16 protein-coding genes are annotated in these 15,939 nt (G+C 43.4%); 12 read left to right on the top strand and 4 right to left on the bottom strand.

The genetic code is table 11. From position 1 onward, the window contains the following. Positions 1-58: 58 nt before the first annotated feature. From EYW48_RS00505 to EYW48_RS00490, 4 genes are all read right to left on the bottom strand, one after another. Complete coding sequence (locus EYW48_RS00505; protein ID WP_172532027.1) at positions 59-1,156, bottom strand: succinylglutamate desuccinylase/aspartoacylase family protein; 1,098 nt, start codon at positions 1,154-1,156, stop codon at positions 59-61. Continuing rightward, a complete protein-coding gene (gene rimK / locus EYW48_RS00500) occupies positions 1,116-2,021 on the bottom strand; it encodes a 30S ribosomal protein S6--L-glutamate ligase (protein WP_053310899.1) in 906 nt (301 codons plus the stop codon). The genes EYW48_RS00505 and rimK overlap by 41 nt, the downstream gene beginning before the upstream one ends. Beyond that, the gene (locus EYW48_RS00495) at positions 2,021-2,461 is read right to left on the bottom strand and encodes an ATP-dependent zinc protease (RefSeq protein ID WP_277431741.1); all 441 of its coding nucleotides are present in this window, start codon (positions 2,459-2,461) and stop codon (positions 2,021-2,023) included. Before EYW48_RS00495 ends, rimK begins: the two co-directional genes overlap by 1 nt. Before the next feature lie 245 nt (positions 2,462-2,706). Further along, a complete protein-coding gene (locus EYW48_RS00490; protein ID WP_171979457.1) occupies positions 2,707-4,179 on the bottom strand; it encodes an aminoacyl-histidine dipeptidase in 1,473 nt (490 codons plus the stop codon). Positions 4,180-5,070: 891 nt separating this feature from the next. On the opposite strand from EYW48_RS00490, the gene EYW48_RS00485 reads away from it, so the two are divergent. The 12 genes from EYW48_RS00485 to nusB all read left to right on the top strand — a co-directional run bounded on the left by EYW48_RS00485 (position 5,071) and on the right by nusB (position 15,883). Then, positions 5,071-6,363 (top strand): NCS2 family permease, encoded by a 1,293-nt coding sequence (locus EYW48_RS00485; RefSeq protein WP_053310902.1) that lies wholly within the window; start codon positions 5,071-5,073, stop codon positions 6,361-6,363. 52 nt (positions 6,364-6,415) lie between these two features. Next, positions 6,416-6,880, top strand: coding sequence for an oxytetracycline resistance phosphoribosyltransferase domain-containing protein Tet(34) (gene tet(34), locus EYW48_RS00480; RefSeq protein WP_053310903.1), 465 nt, complete (start codon positions 6,416-6,418; stop codon positions 6,878-6,880). 86 nt (positions 6,881-6,966) lie between these two features. After that, complete coding sequence (frsA, locus tag EYW48_RS00475) at positions 6,967-8,214, top strand: esterase FrsA (protein WP_261915204.1); 1,248 nt, start codon at positions 6,967-6,969, stop codon at positions 8,212-8,214. Between the two features lie 100 nt (positions 8,215-8,314). After that, positions 8,315-8,704 carry a sigma factor-binding protein Crl gene (gene crl, locus EYW48_RS00470; RefSeq protein WP_176312827.1) on the top strand — a complete coding sequence of 130 codons (390 nt, stop codon included), beginning with the start codon at positions 8,315-8,317 and terminating at the stop codon, positions 8,702-8,704. Between the two features lie 122 nt (positions 8,705-8,826). Further along, on the top strand, positions 8,827-9,966 hold the full coding sequence (proB, locus tag EYW48_RS00465) for a glutamate 5-kinase (protein ID WP_176312828.1): 1,140 nt from the start codon (positions 8,827-8,829) through the stop codon (positions 9,964-9,966). Between the two features lie 15 nt (positions 9,967-9,981). After that, positions 9,982-11,232 carry a glutamate-5-semialdehyde dehydrogenase gene (locus tag EYW48_RS00460; protein WP_053310907.1) on the top strand — a complete coding sequence of 417 codons (1,251 nt, stop codon included), beginning with the start codon at positions 9,982-9,984 and terminating at the stop codon, positions 11,230-11,232. Positions 11,233-11,357: 125 nt separating this feature from the next. Beyond that, positions 11,358-11,807 carry a transcriptional regulator NrdR gene (gene nrdR / locus EYW48_RS00455; protein WP_053310908.1) on the top strand — a complete coding sequence of 150 codons (450 nt, stop codon included), beginning with the start codon at positions 11,358-11,360 and terminating at the stop codon, positions 11,805-11,807. A gap of 5 nt (positions 11,808-11,812) precedes the next feature. Continuing rightward, the gene (gene ribD / locus EYW48_RS00450; protein WP_176312829.1) at positions 11,813-12,907 is read left to right on the top strand and encodes a bifunctional diaminohydroxyphosphoribosylaminopyrimidine deaminase/5-amino-6-(5-phosphoribosylamino)uracil reductase RibD; all 1,095 of its coding nucleotides are present in this window, start codon (positions 11,813-11,815) and stop codon (positions 12,905-12,907) included. 1 nt (position 12,908) lies between these two features. After that, positions 12,909-13,565 (top strand): riboflavin synthase, encoded by a 657-nt coding sequence (locus tag EYW48_RS00445; RefSeq protein ID WP_171979453.1) that lies wholly within the window; start codon positions 12,909-12,911, stop codon positions 13,563-13,565. 67 nt (positions 13,566-13,632) lie between these two features. Next, a complete protein-coding gene (gene ribBA / locus EYW48_RS00440; protein ID WP_053310911.1) occupies positions 13,633-14,742 on the top strand; it encodes a bifunctional 3,4-dihydroxy-2-butanone-4-phosphate synthase/GTP cyclohydrolase II in 1,110 nt (369 codons plus the stop codon). A gap of 203 nt (positions 14,743-14,945) precedes the next feature. Next, positions 14,946-15,416 (top strand): 6,7-dimethyl-8-ribityllumazine synthase, encoded by a 471-nt coding sequence (ribE, locus tag EYW48_RS00435; protein WP_005440184.1) that lies wholly within the window; start codon positions 14,946-14,948, stop codon positions 15,414-15,416. After that, positions 15,416-15,883 (top strand): transcription antitermination factor NusB, encoded by a 468-nt coding sequence (gene nusB / locus EYW48_RS00430; RefSeq protein ID WP_053310912.1) that lies wholly within the window; start codon positions 15,416-15,418, stop codon positions 15,881-15,883. Before ribE ends, nusB begins: the two co-directional genes overlap by 1 nt. Positions 15,884-15,939: the final 56 nt, after the last annotated feature.

Here is a 15,939-nt window from a genome sequence, read left to right as displayed (position 1 = left end):
GAAATAAAATGAGTGAAAAGCACGCCCTTATTGAAAAGGGCGTGCTTTTTATTTAGAGCTAGACCATTGAAGGTGGGGTAATGTGACCTGTAGTTAATGGTTCTAAATCGGTATCTGCGACTTCTTCAATGAAGTCTCCAACGACTTGTTCAACCATATCATCACTTTGTGAGAAGTATGCAAGGTGAAAAACCGCATCGCCCTCATTAACCAAAGGCAAAGTTTGCTGACCAATGACAATGCCACCTTTATTCGCTTTTAATTCAACCTCAACGTGGCCTAATGGTGAGTTGATATAAGCCAGAACTTGGCCTTTTTCTACTTTATCACCCAAGGTGACTACGGTTCTTAAAATGCCATCGCTTTCAGCTCGTAGCCAACTGGTTGATTTTGCAATGATCGACGTCGGGATCGATTTTCTGCTTTTTCTCATCATACCGATAGATTGCATGGTTCGTTTGACACCAACAATGCCTGCGTTGATAGCAAGAGGATCAAATTTTAAGGCTTCACCTGCTTCGTAGGTTAGTACCGTAATGCCTGATTTTTCAGCTTCACTTCTCAGTGAACCATTGCGCAGTGGCGAATCGATAATCACTGGCGTCGCAAAAGATTGAGCCACACGTAATGTTTCTGGGTTCGATAGGTCAGCGCGAATTTGTGGCAGATTGGTGCGGTGAATCGCCCCCGTGTGCAAGTCAATAATGTAGTCACAGCGCAGTGCGACTTGAGAAAAGAATGTGTGTGCCATACGAGAGGCTAAAGAGCCTGTTTCGCTACCGGGAAAGCAGCGATTGAGATCTCGTCTATCAGGTAAGTAACGTGATTTATGGATGAAACCGAATACGTTTACAATGGGTACAACGATCAGCGTTCCTTTAAGTTTCAAAGGATCAACTGAGTTAATCAACTGACGTACTATCTCAACACCATTGAGTTCATCACCATGAATAGCGGCATTGACCATGAGTGTTGGACCTGACGAAATTCCGTTTATGATTTCGATGGGAATGGATAAAGGGGAGTGTGTATAAAGCTTAGCGGCTTCTAGTTCGATAGCTTTCCGTGTTCCTGGGGGAATGACTCCCCCCAGAAATTCAAATTCCTTATTTTTTTTAACCTTTGCCACGCGTTTTTGTTCCTTTTGTTGCCGCATTTTTTTCGATAAATTCGACAATCATCCCTGCAATATCTTTACCAGTTGCGGCCTCAATACCTTCCAGACCAGGAGATGAGTTTACTTCCATGACAAGTGGGCCACGTTCTGATCTTAATAGATCAACACCAGCAACGTTAAGTCCCATTATTTTTGCAGCCTCGATAGCAGTGCGTCGTTCTTGAGGGGTAATCTTAATTAAAGAAGCTGTACCACCACGGTGAAGGTTTGAGCGGAATTCACCCTCAGCACCTTGACGTTTCATTGCTGCAATGACTTTATCACCAATCACAAAACAACGAATATCAGCGCCACCCGCTTCTTTGATATACTCTTGCACCATGATGTTGGCCTTAAGGCCCATGAATGCTTCAATGACACTTTCTGCTGCTTTGCGCGTTTCCGCTAACACTACACCGATGCCTTGTGTTCCTTCAAGTAATTTAATCACCACTGGAGCACCGCCAACCATTTCGAGTAAGTCTTTAACGTCATCGGGCTTGCTAGCAAAGCCAGTGATCGGCATACCAATACCTTTACGCGACAATAGTTGCATTGAACGTAGTTTGTCTCGAGAACGGCTGATCGCAACCGATTCATTGACAGGATAGACTCCCATCATCTCAAATTGACGTAAAACAGCAGTACCATAAAAAGTAACTGAAGCGCCGATACGAGGAATAACCGCATCAAACCCCGCCAACTCTTCACCTTTAAAGTGAATTTCTGGCTTGTCTGAATTGATATTCATATAGCAACGTAACGCGTCGATAACCTTGACTTGGTGACCACGATCTTTACACGCTTCAATCAAACGTTTGGTTGAATAAAGCGAAGAGTTACGTGACAGAATACCAATTTTCATTATTTGTGCTCCTCGAAAGCGATTAAAAAGGATTGTGTTGGGTCAACGACAATCTTATTGTGCATAGCGGTACGGCCTAACAGCATGCGAAAAGCCATGTTTTCACGGTTGGTTAAGGTGATCTCTATTGGCCATATTTGACCACCTAAACTGACTTCAGATTCAATCACGTAACGTGTTTCTTCATGGCCGCCTGAATCACGTACGGTACGTTCATCTACCACTTTTGCTTCACAAACGACGACTTTTTCATCATTCCGCTGTAAAGGGTGGATCCAAAAGCGAACCCAAGGCGCTTCTTTTTTAGTAAAGCTTTCTACTTTAAATGCGTGTAAGCAAGACGTACGAGCTCCGGTATCTATTTTTGCTTTGATTTTTTCAATACCTAACGCTGGAAGGCAAAGAGTTTCCCGCCATCCGACAATCATTTTTTCTTTCATCGCAGTTTCAATCTTTTTGAGAATTAAAGATAACGCTAAGGATTAAGCGCTATCATCGATACAACAACGTGCTGTAATCGCTAGAAGAGAGTGTGGTGAATAACTCTAGGAACTTCAAGGGGGCGAACTCTAACAGTGGCTTAAAGTGTGCGCTAATGAATAAATTTTTTCTTATCGATAAATTTTTTTGATAGAAATCAAGTGAAAACAAGATACCGGGCTAGATAGCCCGGTAAAGTCATTAATTATGCTTTGGTTGGGATGGCTTCCAGTAGAGCAACCATCTGATCCCAGAAAAGATCCACAGTGTCGATTTTTACCTTTTCATCTGGGGAGTGAGGGAATTTGATTGTAGGGCCAAATGAAACCATATCCATTTCAGGATAAGGTTTTTTGAACAGGCCGCATTCAAGTCCTGCGTGGATAACCATGATATTTGGTTTATGACCGTAGATACCTTCATACATATCACGGAAAATAGCCATGATTTCAGAATCTGCATCAGGCTTCCAGCCAGGATAGGCGCCAGAAAATTCAATCTGAGCACCAGCAAGTTCAGCGACAGAGGTCAGCATACCTTCAACTTGGCTGCGACCAGAGTCAATCAAAGAACGGATCAAACACAGGACTGTTACGCTATTTTCTGCCGTAGTAATCACGCCAACGTTCAGTGACGTTTCAACCACACCTTCAATTTCATCGCTCATGCGGATCACGCCATTTGGACATGCATTTAACGCCGCAATAAAACGCTGTTGGTCTGCGATAGTAAATACAGTTTTAGCATCATCTTGCACTTCATTGAAAGAAACGATACTGGTTTCAACACGTCCAAGTTCTTCTTTAAGAAGGTCTGTGTAGAAGCCAAATAGTTGATCCAGCTTTGCTTCATTTTCTTTAGGTAAGGCAACAGTGACAAAAGCTTCACGAGGAATCGCGTTACGCAAGCTACCACCACGAAACTCAACTAGGCGCAGTTCAAGTTGTTGTGCGTGGCCAGCTAAAAAGCGAGCAAGCAGTTTATTAGCATTACCGCGACCAGTATGGATGTCGCAACCTGAGTGGCCGCCTTTTAAGCCTTTCAATGTCAATTGACGAGTGACATAGTTACTTGGCGTGGCATCACGTTCAATACTAAATGTCATTGCGCCATCAATGCCGCCTGCGCAGCCCATGTATACTTCGCCTTCTTGCTCTGAGTCAGTGTTCAGAAGAATGTCGCCTTCTAGCCAACCTGCTTCTAGACCGAAAGCACCAGTCATCCCCGCTTCTTCATCGATTGTCAGCAGTACTTCAATAGGACCGTGTTTGATCTCATTAGAAGCCAAAACCGATAGACAAGCAGCCATACCAATGCCGTTGTCAGCACCCAAGGTTGTACCTTTAGCTGTTACCCACTCACCGTCGATGTAAGGCTGAATAGGATCTTTAGCAAAGTCATGTTGCGTATCTTCGTTTTTCTGCGGCACCATATCGATATGTGCTTGTAACACGACACCTTTTTTATGTTCCATTCCTGGAGTGGCTGGTTTTTTAATAAAAACGTTACCGGTTGGATCGCGGCGAACTTCTAAGCCTTGCTCTGTTGCCCACTGAATAATGTATTGAGCAAGCGCTTCTTCATGCTTAGAGGGATGTGCAATAGCACAGATTTTATCGAAAAATTGCCAGATAGGTGTAGATGATAACTTACTGATTTCAGGATAGAACTCAGACACGGAAGGCTCCTTTTATTTGAGTTTGCCAGATCAAGGTGAATAAGATGATTCTCTGGATAGAGATTGATTGATCATAGCGTGACTTTTGTTATTCACAGCATACCACTCTAGGCAATAGGCGAGTAGCCTGCTTTGAGAGGAATTATTTGAGTGAAATCATTGTTGGACCGTACATAGTGTACAAAGGAGATTACAAATAGGTGTTTAGGCTCTTATTAATAACGACTAGTACTTATGATTAAATTGACATTAATGTAATTTAATTACCAAAAATGAATGACACAGATCAATAAAAGAAAAATATGTGATTCAAATCACCAAAGTGGTTGTAATTTAATTTCTTGGTGGTATATTTGTAACCAACTTCGAAAGCGAAGAAAAAATGCTCAAAGGATGAGTCCGTTTTATCGCCTCCAGGGAACCGAGAAATCAAGTAATATTCAATTGATTTAATAAGGTGATAGTTATGAAAGGTTTACCATCTGCAATGTTCTGGCTAAACAAATCTGTTTATACAAGTAACTTTGCATACCCAACAAGCTTTGGTTACTAAGACTCAAAGCATGTTATCTGAACGTTATGTTCACCCCCTATATATTGGAATTTTTTGACAGTCAATTTGACTTAGATGATTCGCCGCCACCTCAATGAGGTGGCGTTTTTTTATCTGTAATTTGGCTTTATTACTTCAAATCACTGCGCTAACCATCCTAATAAATTGATGAATTTGCAATCAAAATCCCTTGTTTTTATGGGATTTAACTCATATTGACAGCCAAATTTCCTTCATATCAAAACAAATTGCGTCTGGAATTTGTGATCTGATGTCTCTATAATCCACAGCCAATCGATTACGCAACCGTTTACTTTTTACCTTTATAGGACTCGATCATGCTCGAAAGGCTATTCAAACTCAGTGAAAATGGCACCAACGTGCGCACTGAGGTTATCGCAGGGATTACCACCTTCCTTACGATGGCATACATTATTTTTGTTAACCCTGCGATCTTAGCGGATACAGGTATGGATCGCGGTGCCGTATTTGTTGCTACTTGTTTAGCGGCAGCTATTGGCTGTTTTATCATGGGCTTTGTTGCAAACTACCCAATCGCCCAAGCTCCAGGGATGGGGTTGAACGCATTCTTCACTTATGCGGTTGTGCTTGGCATGGGTTATACATGGCAAGTTGCTTTGGCGGCGGTGTTTGTTTCTGGGATCCTGTTTATATTCCTCAGCATATTTAAAATTCGTGAATGGATTATCGAATCTATTCCTATGTCATTGCGGACAGGCATCTCAGCGGGTATTGGCCTTTTCCTTGCTTTTATTGCATTGAAAAATGCAGGAATTGTGGTCGATAACCCGGCAACATTAGTGTCTGTTGGTGCGATTACTTCATTACCTGCGGTGTTAGGTGCCATTGGTTTCTTCTTAACTATTGCTTTGGTGCACCGTGGTCTGAAAGGTGCCGTTATGATCGCTATTCTAGCGGTAACTGGCCTTGGTTTAATATTTGGTGATGTGCAATGGCATGGTGTTATGTCGACACCACCAAGTATTGCTCCAACATTTTTACAGCTTGATTTCTCAGCCATTTTTGAAGTTGGTATGATTTCAGTGGTTTTTGCTTTTTTGTTTGTCGATTTATTTGATACTGCTGGTACCTTGGTTGGTGTGGCACAAAAAGCAGATTTAATTGGTAAAGATGGCAAAATTCCTCGCTTGAATAAGGCACTGCTTGCCGATTCAACCGCGACTTCTATTGGTGCGCTATTGGGAACGTCTAACACCACTTCTTACATTGAAAGTGTCGCTGGTGTTTCTGCGGGTGGTCGTACAGGTTTAACCGCCGTGGTCGTTGGCATTTTATTCTTACTTGCATTATTCTTCTCGCCATTAGCTGGAATGATCCCTGCGTATGCAACGTCAGGTGCATTGTTTTATGTGGCCATTTTGATGCTTTCTGGCCTAGTGAGTATTGATTGGCGCGATCTGACTGAAGCGGCTCCAGTCGTTGTCACTTGTTTACTGATGCCTTTGACATTCTCTATTGCAGAAGGTATTTCACTTGGTTTTATCGCCTATGCAGCCATTAAGCTGTTTAGTGGCAAAGGGCGCAGTGTATCGATGAGTGTGTGGGTTATGGCTGCTATCTTCATCTTCAAATACATCGCCTCTGCGTAATGGCAGGCAGATTATTTAAATTATTAGATTTATAACAATTAGGTTTATAACAATGAGCAATAAATTCGTTATCACTTGGGACAACATGCAGACTTACTGCCGTCAATTAGCAGAAAAGCAAATGCCTGCAGAACAATGGAAAGGTATTTGGGCTGTCAGTCGTGGTGGTTTAGTACCTGGTGCAATCTTGGCTCGTGAATTGGGAATTCGTCACGTTGATACCATCTGTATCTCTAGTTACGATCATGATCATCAGCGTGATATGACCGTCATTAAAGCACCAGAAGGTGATGGTGAAGGTTTCTTGATTGTTGAAGACTTAGTTGACAGTGGTGATACAGCTCGTAAATTACGTGAAATGTACCCTAAGGCTAAATTAATTGCGGTTTGTGCTAAACCTTCAGGTGTTGATTTATTGGATGACTATGTTGTCGATATTGCTCAAGACACTTGGATCGAACAGCCTTGGGATATGACGATTCAATACGCTGAACCTATCAATCGTAAACAAAAATAAATCTTTTTGTGTTTATTTGAAAAAGGCCCTTTATAGGGCCTTTTTTTTGATTACTATAACCTTATCGCTCTCAACAGAATCGGCTTATGTCTGAACCTAAAAGCAAAAATCTCTCTGAAACCTTATTCCAAAAGCATAAACAAGCGAAAGAAACCTCGGCACTCATTCGCTATATGCCAAGCAGCCAAGAAGTCTTGGACAATAAAAAGCAGCAGGAAGGGTATGCTTGGTATCGTAACCTAAGGCGTCTGCAGTGGATTTGGCAGGGGATCGATCCGGTAGAGCAAGAAGAAGTACTGGCAAAAATCGCTTCATCGAAGCACTCAAGAACACATGACGAGTGGTTGGATACGGTGATGGGATACCACGGGGGCAATTGGTCTTATGAGTGGACAAAGCTTGGTATGCGTCATCAAAAAAGGGCGAATAACAAGCAAAGTGAGGAGGCGGCAAATGAACTTTTTTCTGCGTCTTTGTGTTTTAGTATTGCCGGTTACCCTCATCTGAAAAATGATAACTTGTCCTTGCAGGCTCAAGTGCTAGCTAACAGCGCTTATAGTGAAGCATCAAAACTGACGAGTTACGTTATTAAGCAAATAGAAGTACCATACAAAAATAAAAAGATCATCGTTAACCTTCATTTACCTAATACCGATAGACCTCATCCCGTTATCATGGTGAGTGCTGGCTTAGACAGTTTGCAAACGGATATGTGGCGTCTATTCCGCGATTATTTAGCTCCACGCGATATTGCGATGATCACCATCGATATGCCTTCTGTTGGTCACAGTTCTCATTGGCCATTAACTGAAGATTCTTCATGCTTACACCAAGCGGTGTTGCACGAATTATCGCGTCTACCTTGGGTTGACCATCAAAAAGTCGGGCTTGTTGGTTTTCGATTTGGTGGTAATTCAATGATAAGACTTTCTTTTTTAGAACAGGATAAGATCAAAGCATGTGTCTCGTTAGGGGCTCCAGTGCATGATATTTTCACCTCTCCAACCAAGTTAAAGCAAATGCCTAAGATGTATCTAGATGTTTTGGCTTCACGCTTAGGGAAGGAGGCCGTTGATATTGATAGCCTCTCTAGGCAAATGATGGCTTGGTCACTGAAAGTCCAAGGGTTCTTATCGAGTCGTCGCACTAAAGTGCCTATTCTTGCGTTGGGCTTAGAGGGCGATCCAATTTCACCTTACTCAGATAACCAGCTTGTTGCGTTGTTTAGTGAATATGGCAAAGCTAAGCAGATAAAAAGCAAAACAATTTCACAAGGATATGAGCAATCCCTCGATTTAGCGATAAAGTGGTTAGAAGATGAGCTATTTAGGTGACTTTTCCTCTAATTTAGTTAAGCATGATGTAAGTATGCCTTAACAAGCATATGAACAATCAAAAATAATGATCATTCTTAACATTGAAATGGAGAGTCATATGTCAGAGATGACCCAAGCCCCGACTCATTATCGTTTGTTGGCCGCATTAAAGGCTATCGGTCCTTATCTACGTGAAGGGCAGTGCCGAGAGGAGCACTACTTGTTTGATTGTCTTTCTGCCTGTGTTAACGATAAAAAATCCCCAGAGAAAAGAGAATTTTGGGGATGGTGGTTGGAGCTGAGCAAAACAGAGTCTGGGTTTGACGCTAAGTATCATGCAGGACGCTATAACTTGGCTGGAACGTGGGATGCCGATACGATTCCCAAATCAGTACAATCAGAAGTAAAACGTACTCAAGAAGAGTTTCATGCAAAATTGGTTTCGACCTTGTATGAGCGATTTGAATTGTCGGTTGAGATTACTGAAGATTCTGCTGAATTCGCCTGATTTCCTTTCTCTTACCATTCTCGCGAGTAAAAAGGTGCTTTTTAGCACCTTTTCTACTTGTGAATTTTTGCTTTGATTGTTAAAACATCCTTTCTTATGTGTTTTCCATTTCAGAAGAAATCATGACAACGAATCAACAAAGCGGAAAAGCAATGCAACTTCAAACCGTCGTTGTGAAGCTAGGGACCAGTGTTCTAACCGGTGGTACGTTAGCGTTAGACAAAGCTCATATGGTTGAGCTTGTACGCCAATGTGCCGAACTGAAAAAACAAGGCCACTCAGTGGTGATTGTATCATCTGGTGCGATTGCCGCAGGTCGAGAGCACCTTGGTTACCCCGCACTGCCCAACGCAATGGCAAGTAAACAACTGCTTGCTGCGGTAGGGCAAAGCCAGTTGATTCAAGCTTGGGAGTCACTTTTTGCTATCTACGGTATCAAAATAGGCCAGATGCTTCTTACTCGCGCTGATCTTGAAGACCGTGAACGCTTTCTTAACGCTCGTGACACCGTCAATGCCTTAATCGATAATGACATCATCCCTGTGGTGAATGAAAACGATGCCGTGGCTACAAGTGAAATCAAAGTTGGCGATAACGACAATTTATCGGCATTGGTTGGTATTTTGTGTGGTGCGGACAAGCTGTTGTTGCTGACTGATCAAAAAGGTCTTTTTACGGCTGATCCACGCAAAGATCCAAACGCAGAGCTGATAAAAGAAGTTAAGACCATTGATGATACTTTACGCAAAATTGCTGGTGGCAGTGGCACTACATTAGGTACTGGTGGTATGGCGACCAAACTGCAAGCGGCAGATATTGCACGTCGTGCCGGTATTGAAGTGATTATCGCGGCCGGTCGTGCCCATAACGTGATTTTTGATTCATTGAGTGATAGGCCGCAAGGCACACGTTTTTTACCGTGTATTGAAGCGTTAGAAAACCGTAAACGTTGGATCCTAGCCGGCCCTGCTGCTTCGGGTGACATTGTGATCGATGATGGTGCTGTGAATGCTGTCGTAGGCAAAGGTAGCAGTTTGCTCGCCAAGGGTGTGCTTGAGGTACGAGGTAAATTTGCACGTGGAGAAGTAGCGCGTGTCACCGATCGTCGCGGTATGTTGATCGCCAAAGGGATCGCTGCTTATTCAAGTAAAGATCTAGCGAAAATAACCGGCAAACACAGTAAAGATATCGGTTTGATTTTGGGCCACGATTACGGTTCTGAAGTCATCCATCGCGACGATTTGGTCGTGATCCAAGAATAATTGAGGGAGAGACTCGTGGACTTAATCAACATGGGAAAAGCGGCCAAAGAGGCGGCTTTTCACCTTGCGACAGCATCAACGGCACAAAAAAATGCTGCGCTCGCCATCATAGCTGATGAGCTAGAAGCCAATCTTGAAACCATTCTTGCTGCAAATGCGAAGGATATTGAGCTTGGTCGTGACGCTGGTTTAAGCGATGCGCTGCTTGATCGACTGTTACTCAATGAATCTCGTCTTAAGGCGATTGCCAGCGATGTGCGTAATGTGATCGGCCTTAATGATCCTGTCGGTAGTGAAATTGACAGTAAAGTACTAGAAAATGGTATGTCATTATCGCGTCGCCGCGTACCGCTCGGTGTGGTTGGGGTTATTTACGAAGCGCGTCCTAATGTAACCATTGATATTGCGGCTTTATGTTTAAAAACAGGGAACGCCAGTATTTTACGTGGTGGTAAAGAAACCTTTTTCTCCAACATGGAGTTGGTCAAAGTTATTCAGCTTGCGCTTGAGAAAGCAAAGCTTCCTGCCGCTTCCGTGCAATACATTGAAAAGCCAGATCGTGAGCTTGTTTCACAGCTACTGAAGTTGGATGACTATGTCGATATGATCATTCCTCGCGGTGGGGCTGGCTTGCATAAAATGTGCAAAGAAAATAGCACAATACCGGTAATTATTGGTGGGTTTGGTATCAGTCATATTTTTGTCGACCAGTCGGCTGATTTAGACAAATCGGTGGATGTGATTGAAAACGCTAAAGTACAACGCCCTTCTGCGTGTAACGCGTTAGATACATTGCTCGTGCACCAATCGATTGCGAGTGAATTTTTGGCCAAACTGGTGCAGCGCTTAAGCGACAAAGTCGAATTTGTTGCAGAACCAAAAGCTAAAGCCTTGATGGGTGATGCTAAGCAATTGCGAGAGGCTGTTGATGGTGATTTCGATACCGAATGGCTAAGTTATACCTTGGGCGTGAAGGTGGTGAGTGATGTTCAGCAAGCTATCACTCATATGCGTGATCATAATGCGAGCCATTCTGACGCGATAATGACTAACGATTTGTTTAATGCCGAACTCTTCATTAATGCGGCTGGTTCTGCGGCAGTCTACGTTAATGCTTCGACTCGATTTACCGATGGGGCGCAGTTTGGACTCGGCGCTGAAGTGGCAGTATCAACACAGAAGCTGCATGCTCGTGGCCCCATGGGTTTAGAAGAGCTCACCAGCTATAAATGGGTTGGAAAAGCGAACTACTTATCTCGTCAATAAATGACTTCGGTGTCGCAGTTAACAAAACCTACTAAACATTGGTTGAAAAGGGGCTACGCGGCCCCTTTTGCTTTCAACTTCGCCACCAATTCCGTTACACTAATGCACATTGCTATGGAGGTGATATGCATTGTCCTTTTTGTTCAGAGAACGACACCAAAGTCATTGATTCGCGCCTAGTGGCAGATGGCCATCAAGTACGTCGTCGTCGCCAATGTCTAGCGTGTAATGAGCGTTTTACTACGTTTGAATCAGCTGAATTATTGATGCCGAAAGTCATTAAGTCGAACGGTAATCGTGAACCATTTAATGAAGATAAAATGGTCGGTGGTATCCAGCGCGCACTCGAAAAACGTCCTGTTAGTGCTGATGCGATTGAGCTTTCAATCAGCATGATTAAGTCTCAGTTACGCGCGACAGGAGAACGGGAAGTACCAAGTGAAATGATTGGTAACTTAGTGATGGATCAGCTAAAAGAACTCGATAAAGTCGCTTATATCCGTTTTGCTTCTGTATATCGCAGCTTTGAAGACATTCGTGAATTTGGCGAAGAAATCGCGAAGTTGGAAGACTAACTGCCATGTTTACTCCGTTTGATTATCAAATGATGGCGCAGGCGATTGCACTTGCGAAAGGTGGCCAGTTTACTACCGCTCCTAATCCCAATGTTGGATGTGTGATAACCCAAGGCGATGAAATTGTTGGCCAAGGCTTCCACTATCGAGCTGGAGAAGCACATGCTGAAGTTCACGCTTTGCGCATGGCTGGTGATCGTACTGAAGGCGCGACGGCATACGTAACTCTCGAACCATGTTCGCATTATGGTCGAACACCACCTTGTGCCGAGGGATTGATCAAAGCCAAAGTTGCTAAGGTGATTTGTGCAATGCAAGACCCTAACCCGCAAGTCGCTGGGCGTGGAATTCAAATGCTGCGAGATGCGGGGATTGAGGTCGAAGTTGGGTTGTTAGAAGCGGATGCTATCGCACTTAATCCCGCATTCATCAAACGTATGCAAACGGGCATACCGTTTGTACAGTTGAAAATGGCCGCAAGCTTAGATGGCCAAACCGCACTCAGTAATGGGCAAAGTCAGTGGATTACCTCGGTAGCGGCTCGGCGTGATGTGCAGCATTTTCGTGCTAAAAGTGGGGCCATTTTATCAACCAGTAAAACCGTTATCGAAGATAATGCTTCATTAACGGTTCGTTGGAATGAGTTACCAGAATCGATTCAAGATAGCTACAGCCACACTGAACTTCGTCAACCGATCCGCGTTATTTTAGATCGTCAGAAACAGCTGAATGCCTCACTCAACCTTTTCCATGAGCCAAGTGAAATCATCTCGCTAACGGCAGATCATCGAACGTTACTCAATCAAAATGATCAATTTGATTTGACGCGAACCTTTGAATATCTCGCTCAGCAACACAATATTAATCATTTGTGGGTTGAAGCCGGAGCAACGCTTGCTAAGTCATTACTGCAAGCAGATCTGGTGGATGAAATTATTCTCTATCTAGCCCCTAAAATAATGGGCAGCGATGGCCGAGGTTTATTTGGTACATTAGGGTTATCCTCTATGGCCGAGGCCTTAGAGTTAACAATTAAAGATGTACGACAAGTTGGGCCGGATATTCGGATCACAGCTGTACCGAAACTAAAAGATAAATAAGATGTTTACAGGAATTGTAGAAGCAGTGGGCACGCTCGCTGCCATAACACCAAAAGGTGAAGATATCAGTGTTACGGTTAACGTTGGCAACCTTGATATGGCTGATGTAAAGCTAGGTGACAGCATTGCTACCAATGGTGTGTGTTTGACAGTGGTTGATTTTGGCCCTCACTATTACAGCGCAGATCTATCCCTCGAAACACTAAATAAGACAGGTTTCACCGCTTACCAAGTTGGTGACAAACTTAATTTAGAAAAAGCGATGCTTCCTACCACACGCTTTGGTGGTCATATTGTTTCAGGACACGTCGATGGCGTTGGCGAAATCATTGAGCGTAACAGTGTTGGCCGAGCCATAGAATTATGGGTCGCAATGCCGAAGGAACTGAATAAGTACGTGGCGGAAAAAGGGTCAGTCACTGTCGATGGCATCAGTTTGACCGTTAATGAGTTAAGGAAAAACGCCTTCAAACTGACTATTGTTCCTCACACATCAGAAGAAACCACTATCAATGATTTTCATGTTGGACGTAAAGTGAATTTAGAGGTGGATGTTCTTGCGCGTTATATGGAGCGTTTACTTCAAGTTCAGCGCGGTGAAGATGCACCGGAATCTAAAATCACCATGGAATTTTTACAGCAAAATGGTTTTGCCTAAGCGGCAATATCATTACTGCCTTGATATGGGCAGGCAGCGGAAAGTAATCCAGTCATAGGAAGAGATTATGTCAATTAGTACGCCACAAGAAATTATTGAAGATATTCGTCTAGGTAAAATGGTCATCTTGATGGATGACGAAGATCGTGAAAATGAAGGCGATCTGATCATGGCCGCTGAACATGTTACCCCTGAAGCGATTAACTTTATGGCTAAATACGGTCGCGGTTTGATCTGTTTAACCATGACCAAAGAACGTTGCCAGCGTTTGGGCTTGCCACCAATGGTGCAAGATAATAACGCCCAGTACACAACCAATTTCACCGTCTCTATTGAGGCTGCTGAAGGGGTAACGACAGGTATCTCTGCGGCTGATCGTGCAGTGACAGTACAAGCTGCGGTCGCGAAAGATGCCAAAGCGTCTGATTTAGTGCAGCCGGGGCATATTTTCCCGCTAGCGGCACAAGAAGGTGGGGTATTAACTCGTGCGGGACATACTGAAGCCGGGTGTGACTTAGCGCGCCTTGCTGGGTTAGAACCCGCTTCTGTGATTGTGGAAATCCTTAACGAAGATGGCTCAATGGCGCGTCGTCCTGATTTGGAAGTTTTTGCACAGCAGCATGGCGTAAAGTTGGGCACTATTGCGGATTTAATCGAATATCGTAATAACACCGAAACGACCATTGAACGTGTCGCGCAATGCAAATTACCAACTGAATATGGTGAGTTCGAGCTCTTTACCTACCGTGACATCATTGATAATCAAATTCATTATGCATTGAAAAAAGAGACGCTAGCACAACAAGCACCATTAGTGCGTGTGCATTTACAAGATACGTTTACCGATTTACTACGCAGTGATCGTAATGCAGAGCGTAGTTGGACGTTAGACAAGGCAATGCAACGCATTGGTAGTGAAGGTGGTGTGTTGGTGATTTTGGGCAATGAAGAGTCAACCGATTTATTGATTCATCGTGTTAAAATGTTCGAGCAACAAGATAAGGGTGAAGCACCAACGCTAGCGAAAAAACAGGGCACATCACGCCGTGTCGGTGTCGGTTCGCAGATGTTGGCCGATTTAGGTGTAAGTGAAATGCGTCTGCTATCTTCGGCGAATAAAAAGTATCATGCTCTGGGTGGTTTTGGACTTAACGTTATCGAATACGTCTGTGAATAATTTTCTGAATCTAGCGCGTTTTTTCTAAATTGAATGTGATAGTGCAAGGTTCTGTTAGTCAAAGGAAGCGAAAGGCTTCCTTTGTTATTTTTAGAGTTTGGTGTTTGGTTTGAACGCTAAGCCGAATTTCCATTAGATATTGCTCACAAATTTGTGCTAGAATCCGGCGATTCTCACTTGTGAATATAGTTAAAGGAAAGCTTATGAAAGTGATCGAGGGTGGCTTCCCAGCGCCAAATGCAAAAATTGCTATCGTTATTTCTCGTTTCAACAGTTTTATTAACGAAAGTCTTCTTTCTGGTGCAATCGATACTTTAAAGCGTCACGGACAAGTTAGCGAAGACAACATTACCGTTGTTCGCTGCCCTGGTGCTGTAGAATTACCTCTTGTTGCTCAACGTGTTGCAAAAACAGGTAAATACGATGCAATCGTATCTCTCGGTACTGTTATCCGTGGTGGTACACCACACTTTGACTATGTATGCAGTGAATGTAATAAAGGTTTGGCACAAGTGTCATTGGAATACAGCCTTCCAGTCGCATTCGGTGTCCTAACTGTTGATACTATCGATCAAGCCATTGAACGCGCAGGAACCAAGGCTGGTAACAAAGGTGCAGAAGCTGCACTAAGCGCGCTTGAGATGATTAACGTTCTTTCTGAAATCGATTCCTAATGGGGGCCAGTGTGAAACCAGCCGCACGTCGTAATGCACGTCAATTTGCGCTACAAGCAATTTATTCTTGGCAAATTACAAAAGAAAATGTAGCCACTGTCGAAGAGCAATTCCTCTCGGGTGGTAAGTATGATGAAGAAGAGCATCATGCTGCAGAGCCTGCTTTAACGGCTCCAGAAACCGACGTTGCATATTTCCGTGATCTGCTCACGGGTGTAGTGCTAAGCCACACAGAGCTAGATAGCAAATTGCGTCCTTTCGTGTCTCGTCCTATGCAGGATTTGGACATGATGGAATTGGCGTTACTTCGTTTAGCCATGTACGAAATGACTCGTCGTGAAGATGTTCCTTATAAAGTGGTCATCAATGAAGCGATTGAGTTAGCTAAAGTATTTGCAGCTGAAGATAGCCATAAGTTTGTGAATGGTGTACTTGATAAAGCCGCACCTCACGTACGCAAAAAATAATTAGTCGTTTAAAAATAAAAAGGTCAGCATATGCTGACCTTTTTTATGACAATATT

It is taken from the genome of Vibrio sp. 1180_3, assembly GCF_029478545.1.
In the GTDB taxonomy this organism is placed as follows: Bacteria; Pseudomonadota; Gammaproteobacteria; order Enterobacterales; family Vibrionaceae; genus Vibrio; species Vibrio aestuarianus.
This window is presented reverse-complemented; position numbering and strand designations above follow the sequence as displayed.

Bases quoted from the DNA above. Each gene is read 5' to 3' on its own strand.
- ribBA (WP_053310911.1), top strand. From the start codon at position 13,633: ATGTCAATTAGTACGCCACAAGAAATTATTGAAGATATTCGTCTAGGT.
- EYW48_RS00445 (WP_171979453.1), top strand. From the start codon at position 12,909: ATGTTTACAGGAATTGTAGAAGCAGTGGGCACGCTCGCTGCCATAACA.
- EYW48_RS00485 (WP_053310902.1), top strand. From the start codon at position 5,071: ATGCTCGAAAGGCTATTCAAACTCAGTGAAAATGGCACCAACGTGCGC.
- nusB (WP_053310912.1), top strand. From the start codon at position 15,416: ATGGGGGCCAGTGTGAAACCAGCCGCACGTCGTAATGCACGTCAATTT.
- proB (WP_176312828.1), top strand. From the start codon at position 8,827: ATGACAACGAATCAACAAAGCGGAAAAGCAATGCAACTTCAAACCGTC.
- nrdR (WP_053310908.1), top strand. From the start codon at position 11,358: ATGCATTGTCCTTTTTGTTCAGAGAACGACACCAAAGTCATTGATTCG.
- ribE (WP_005440184.1), top strand. From the start codon at position 14,946: ATGAAAGTGATCGAGGGTGGCTTCCCAGCGCCAAATGCAAAAATTGCT.
- crl (WP_176312827.1), top strand. From the start codon at position 8,315: ATGTCAGAGATGACCCAAGCCCCGACTCATTATCGTTTGTTGGCCGCA.
- EYW48_RS00505 (WP_172532027.1), bottom strand. From the start codon at position 1,156: ATGCGGCAACAAAAGGAACAAAAACGCGTGGCAAAGGTTAAAAAAAAT.
- frsA (WP_261915204.1), top strand. From the start codon at position 6,967: ATGTCTGAACCTAAAAGCAAAAATCTCTCTGAAACCTTATTCCAAAAG.
- ribD (WP_176312829.1), top strand. From the start codon at position 11,813: ATGTTTACTCCGTTTGATTATCAAATGATGGCGCAGGCGATTGCACTT.
- EYW48_RS00495 (WP_277431741.1), bottom strand. From the start codon at position 2,461: ATGAAAGAAAAAATGATTGTCGGATGGCGGGAAACTCTTTGCCTTCCA.
- rimK (WP_053310899.1), bottom strand. From the start codon at position 2,021: ATGAAAATTGGTATTCTGTCACGTAACTCTTCGCTTTATTCAACCAAA.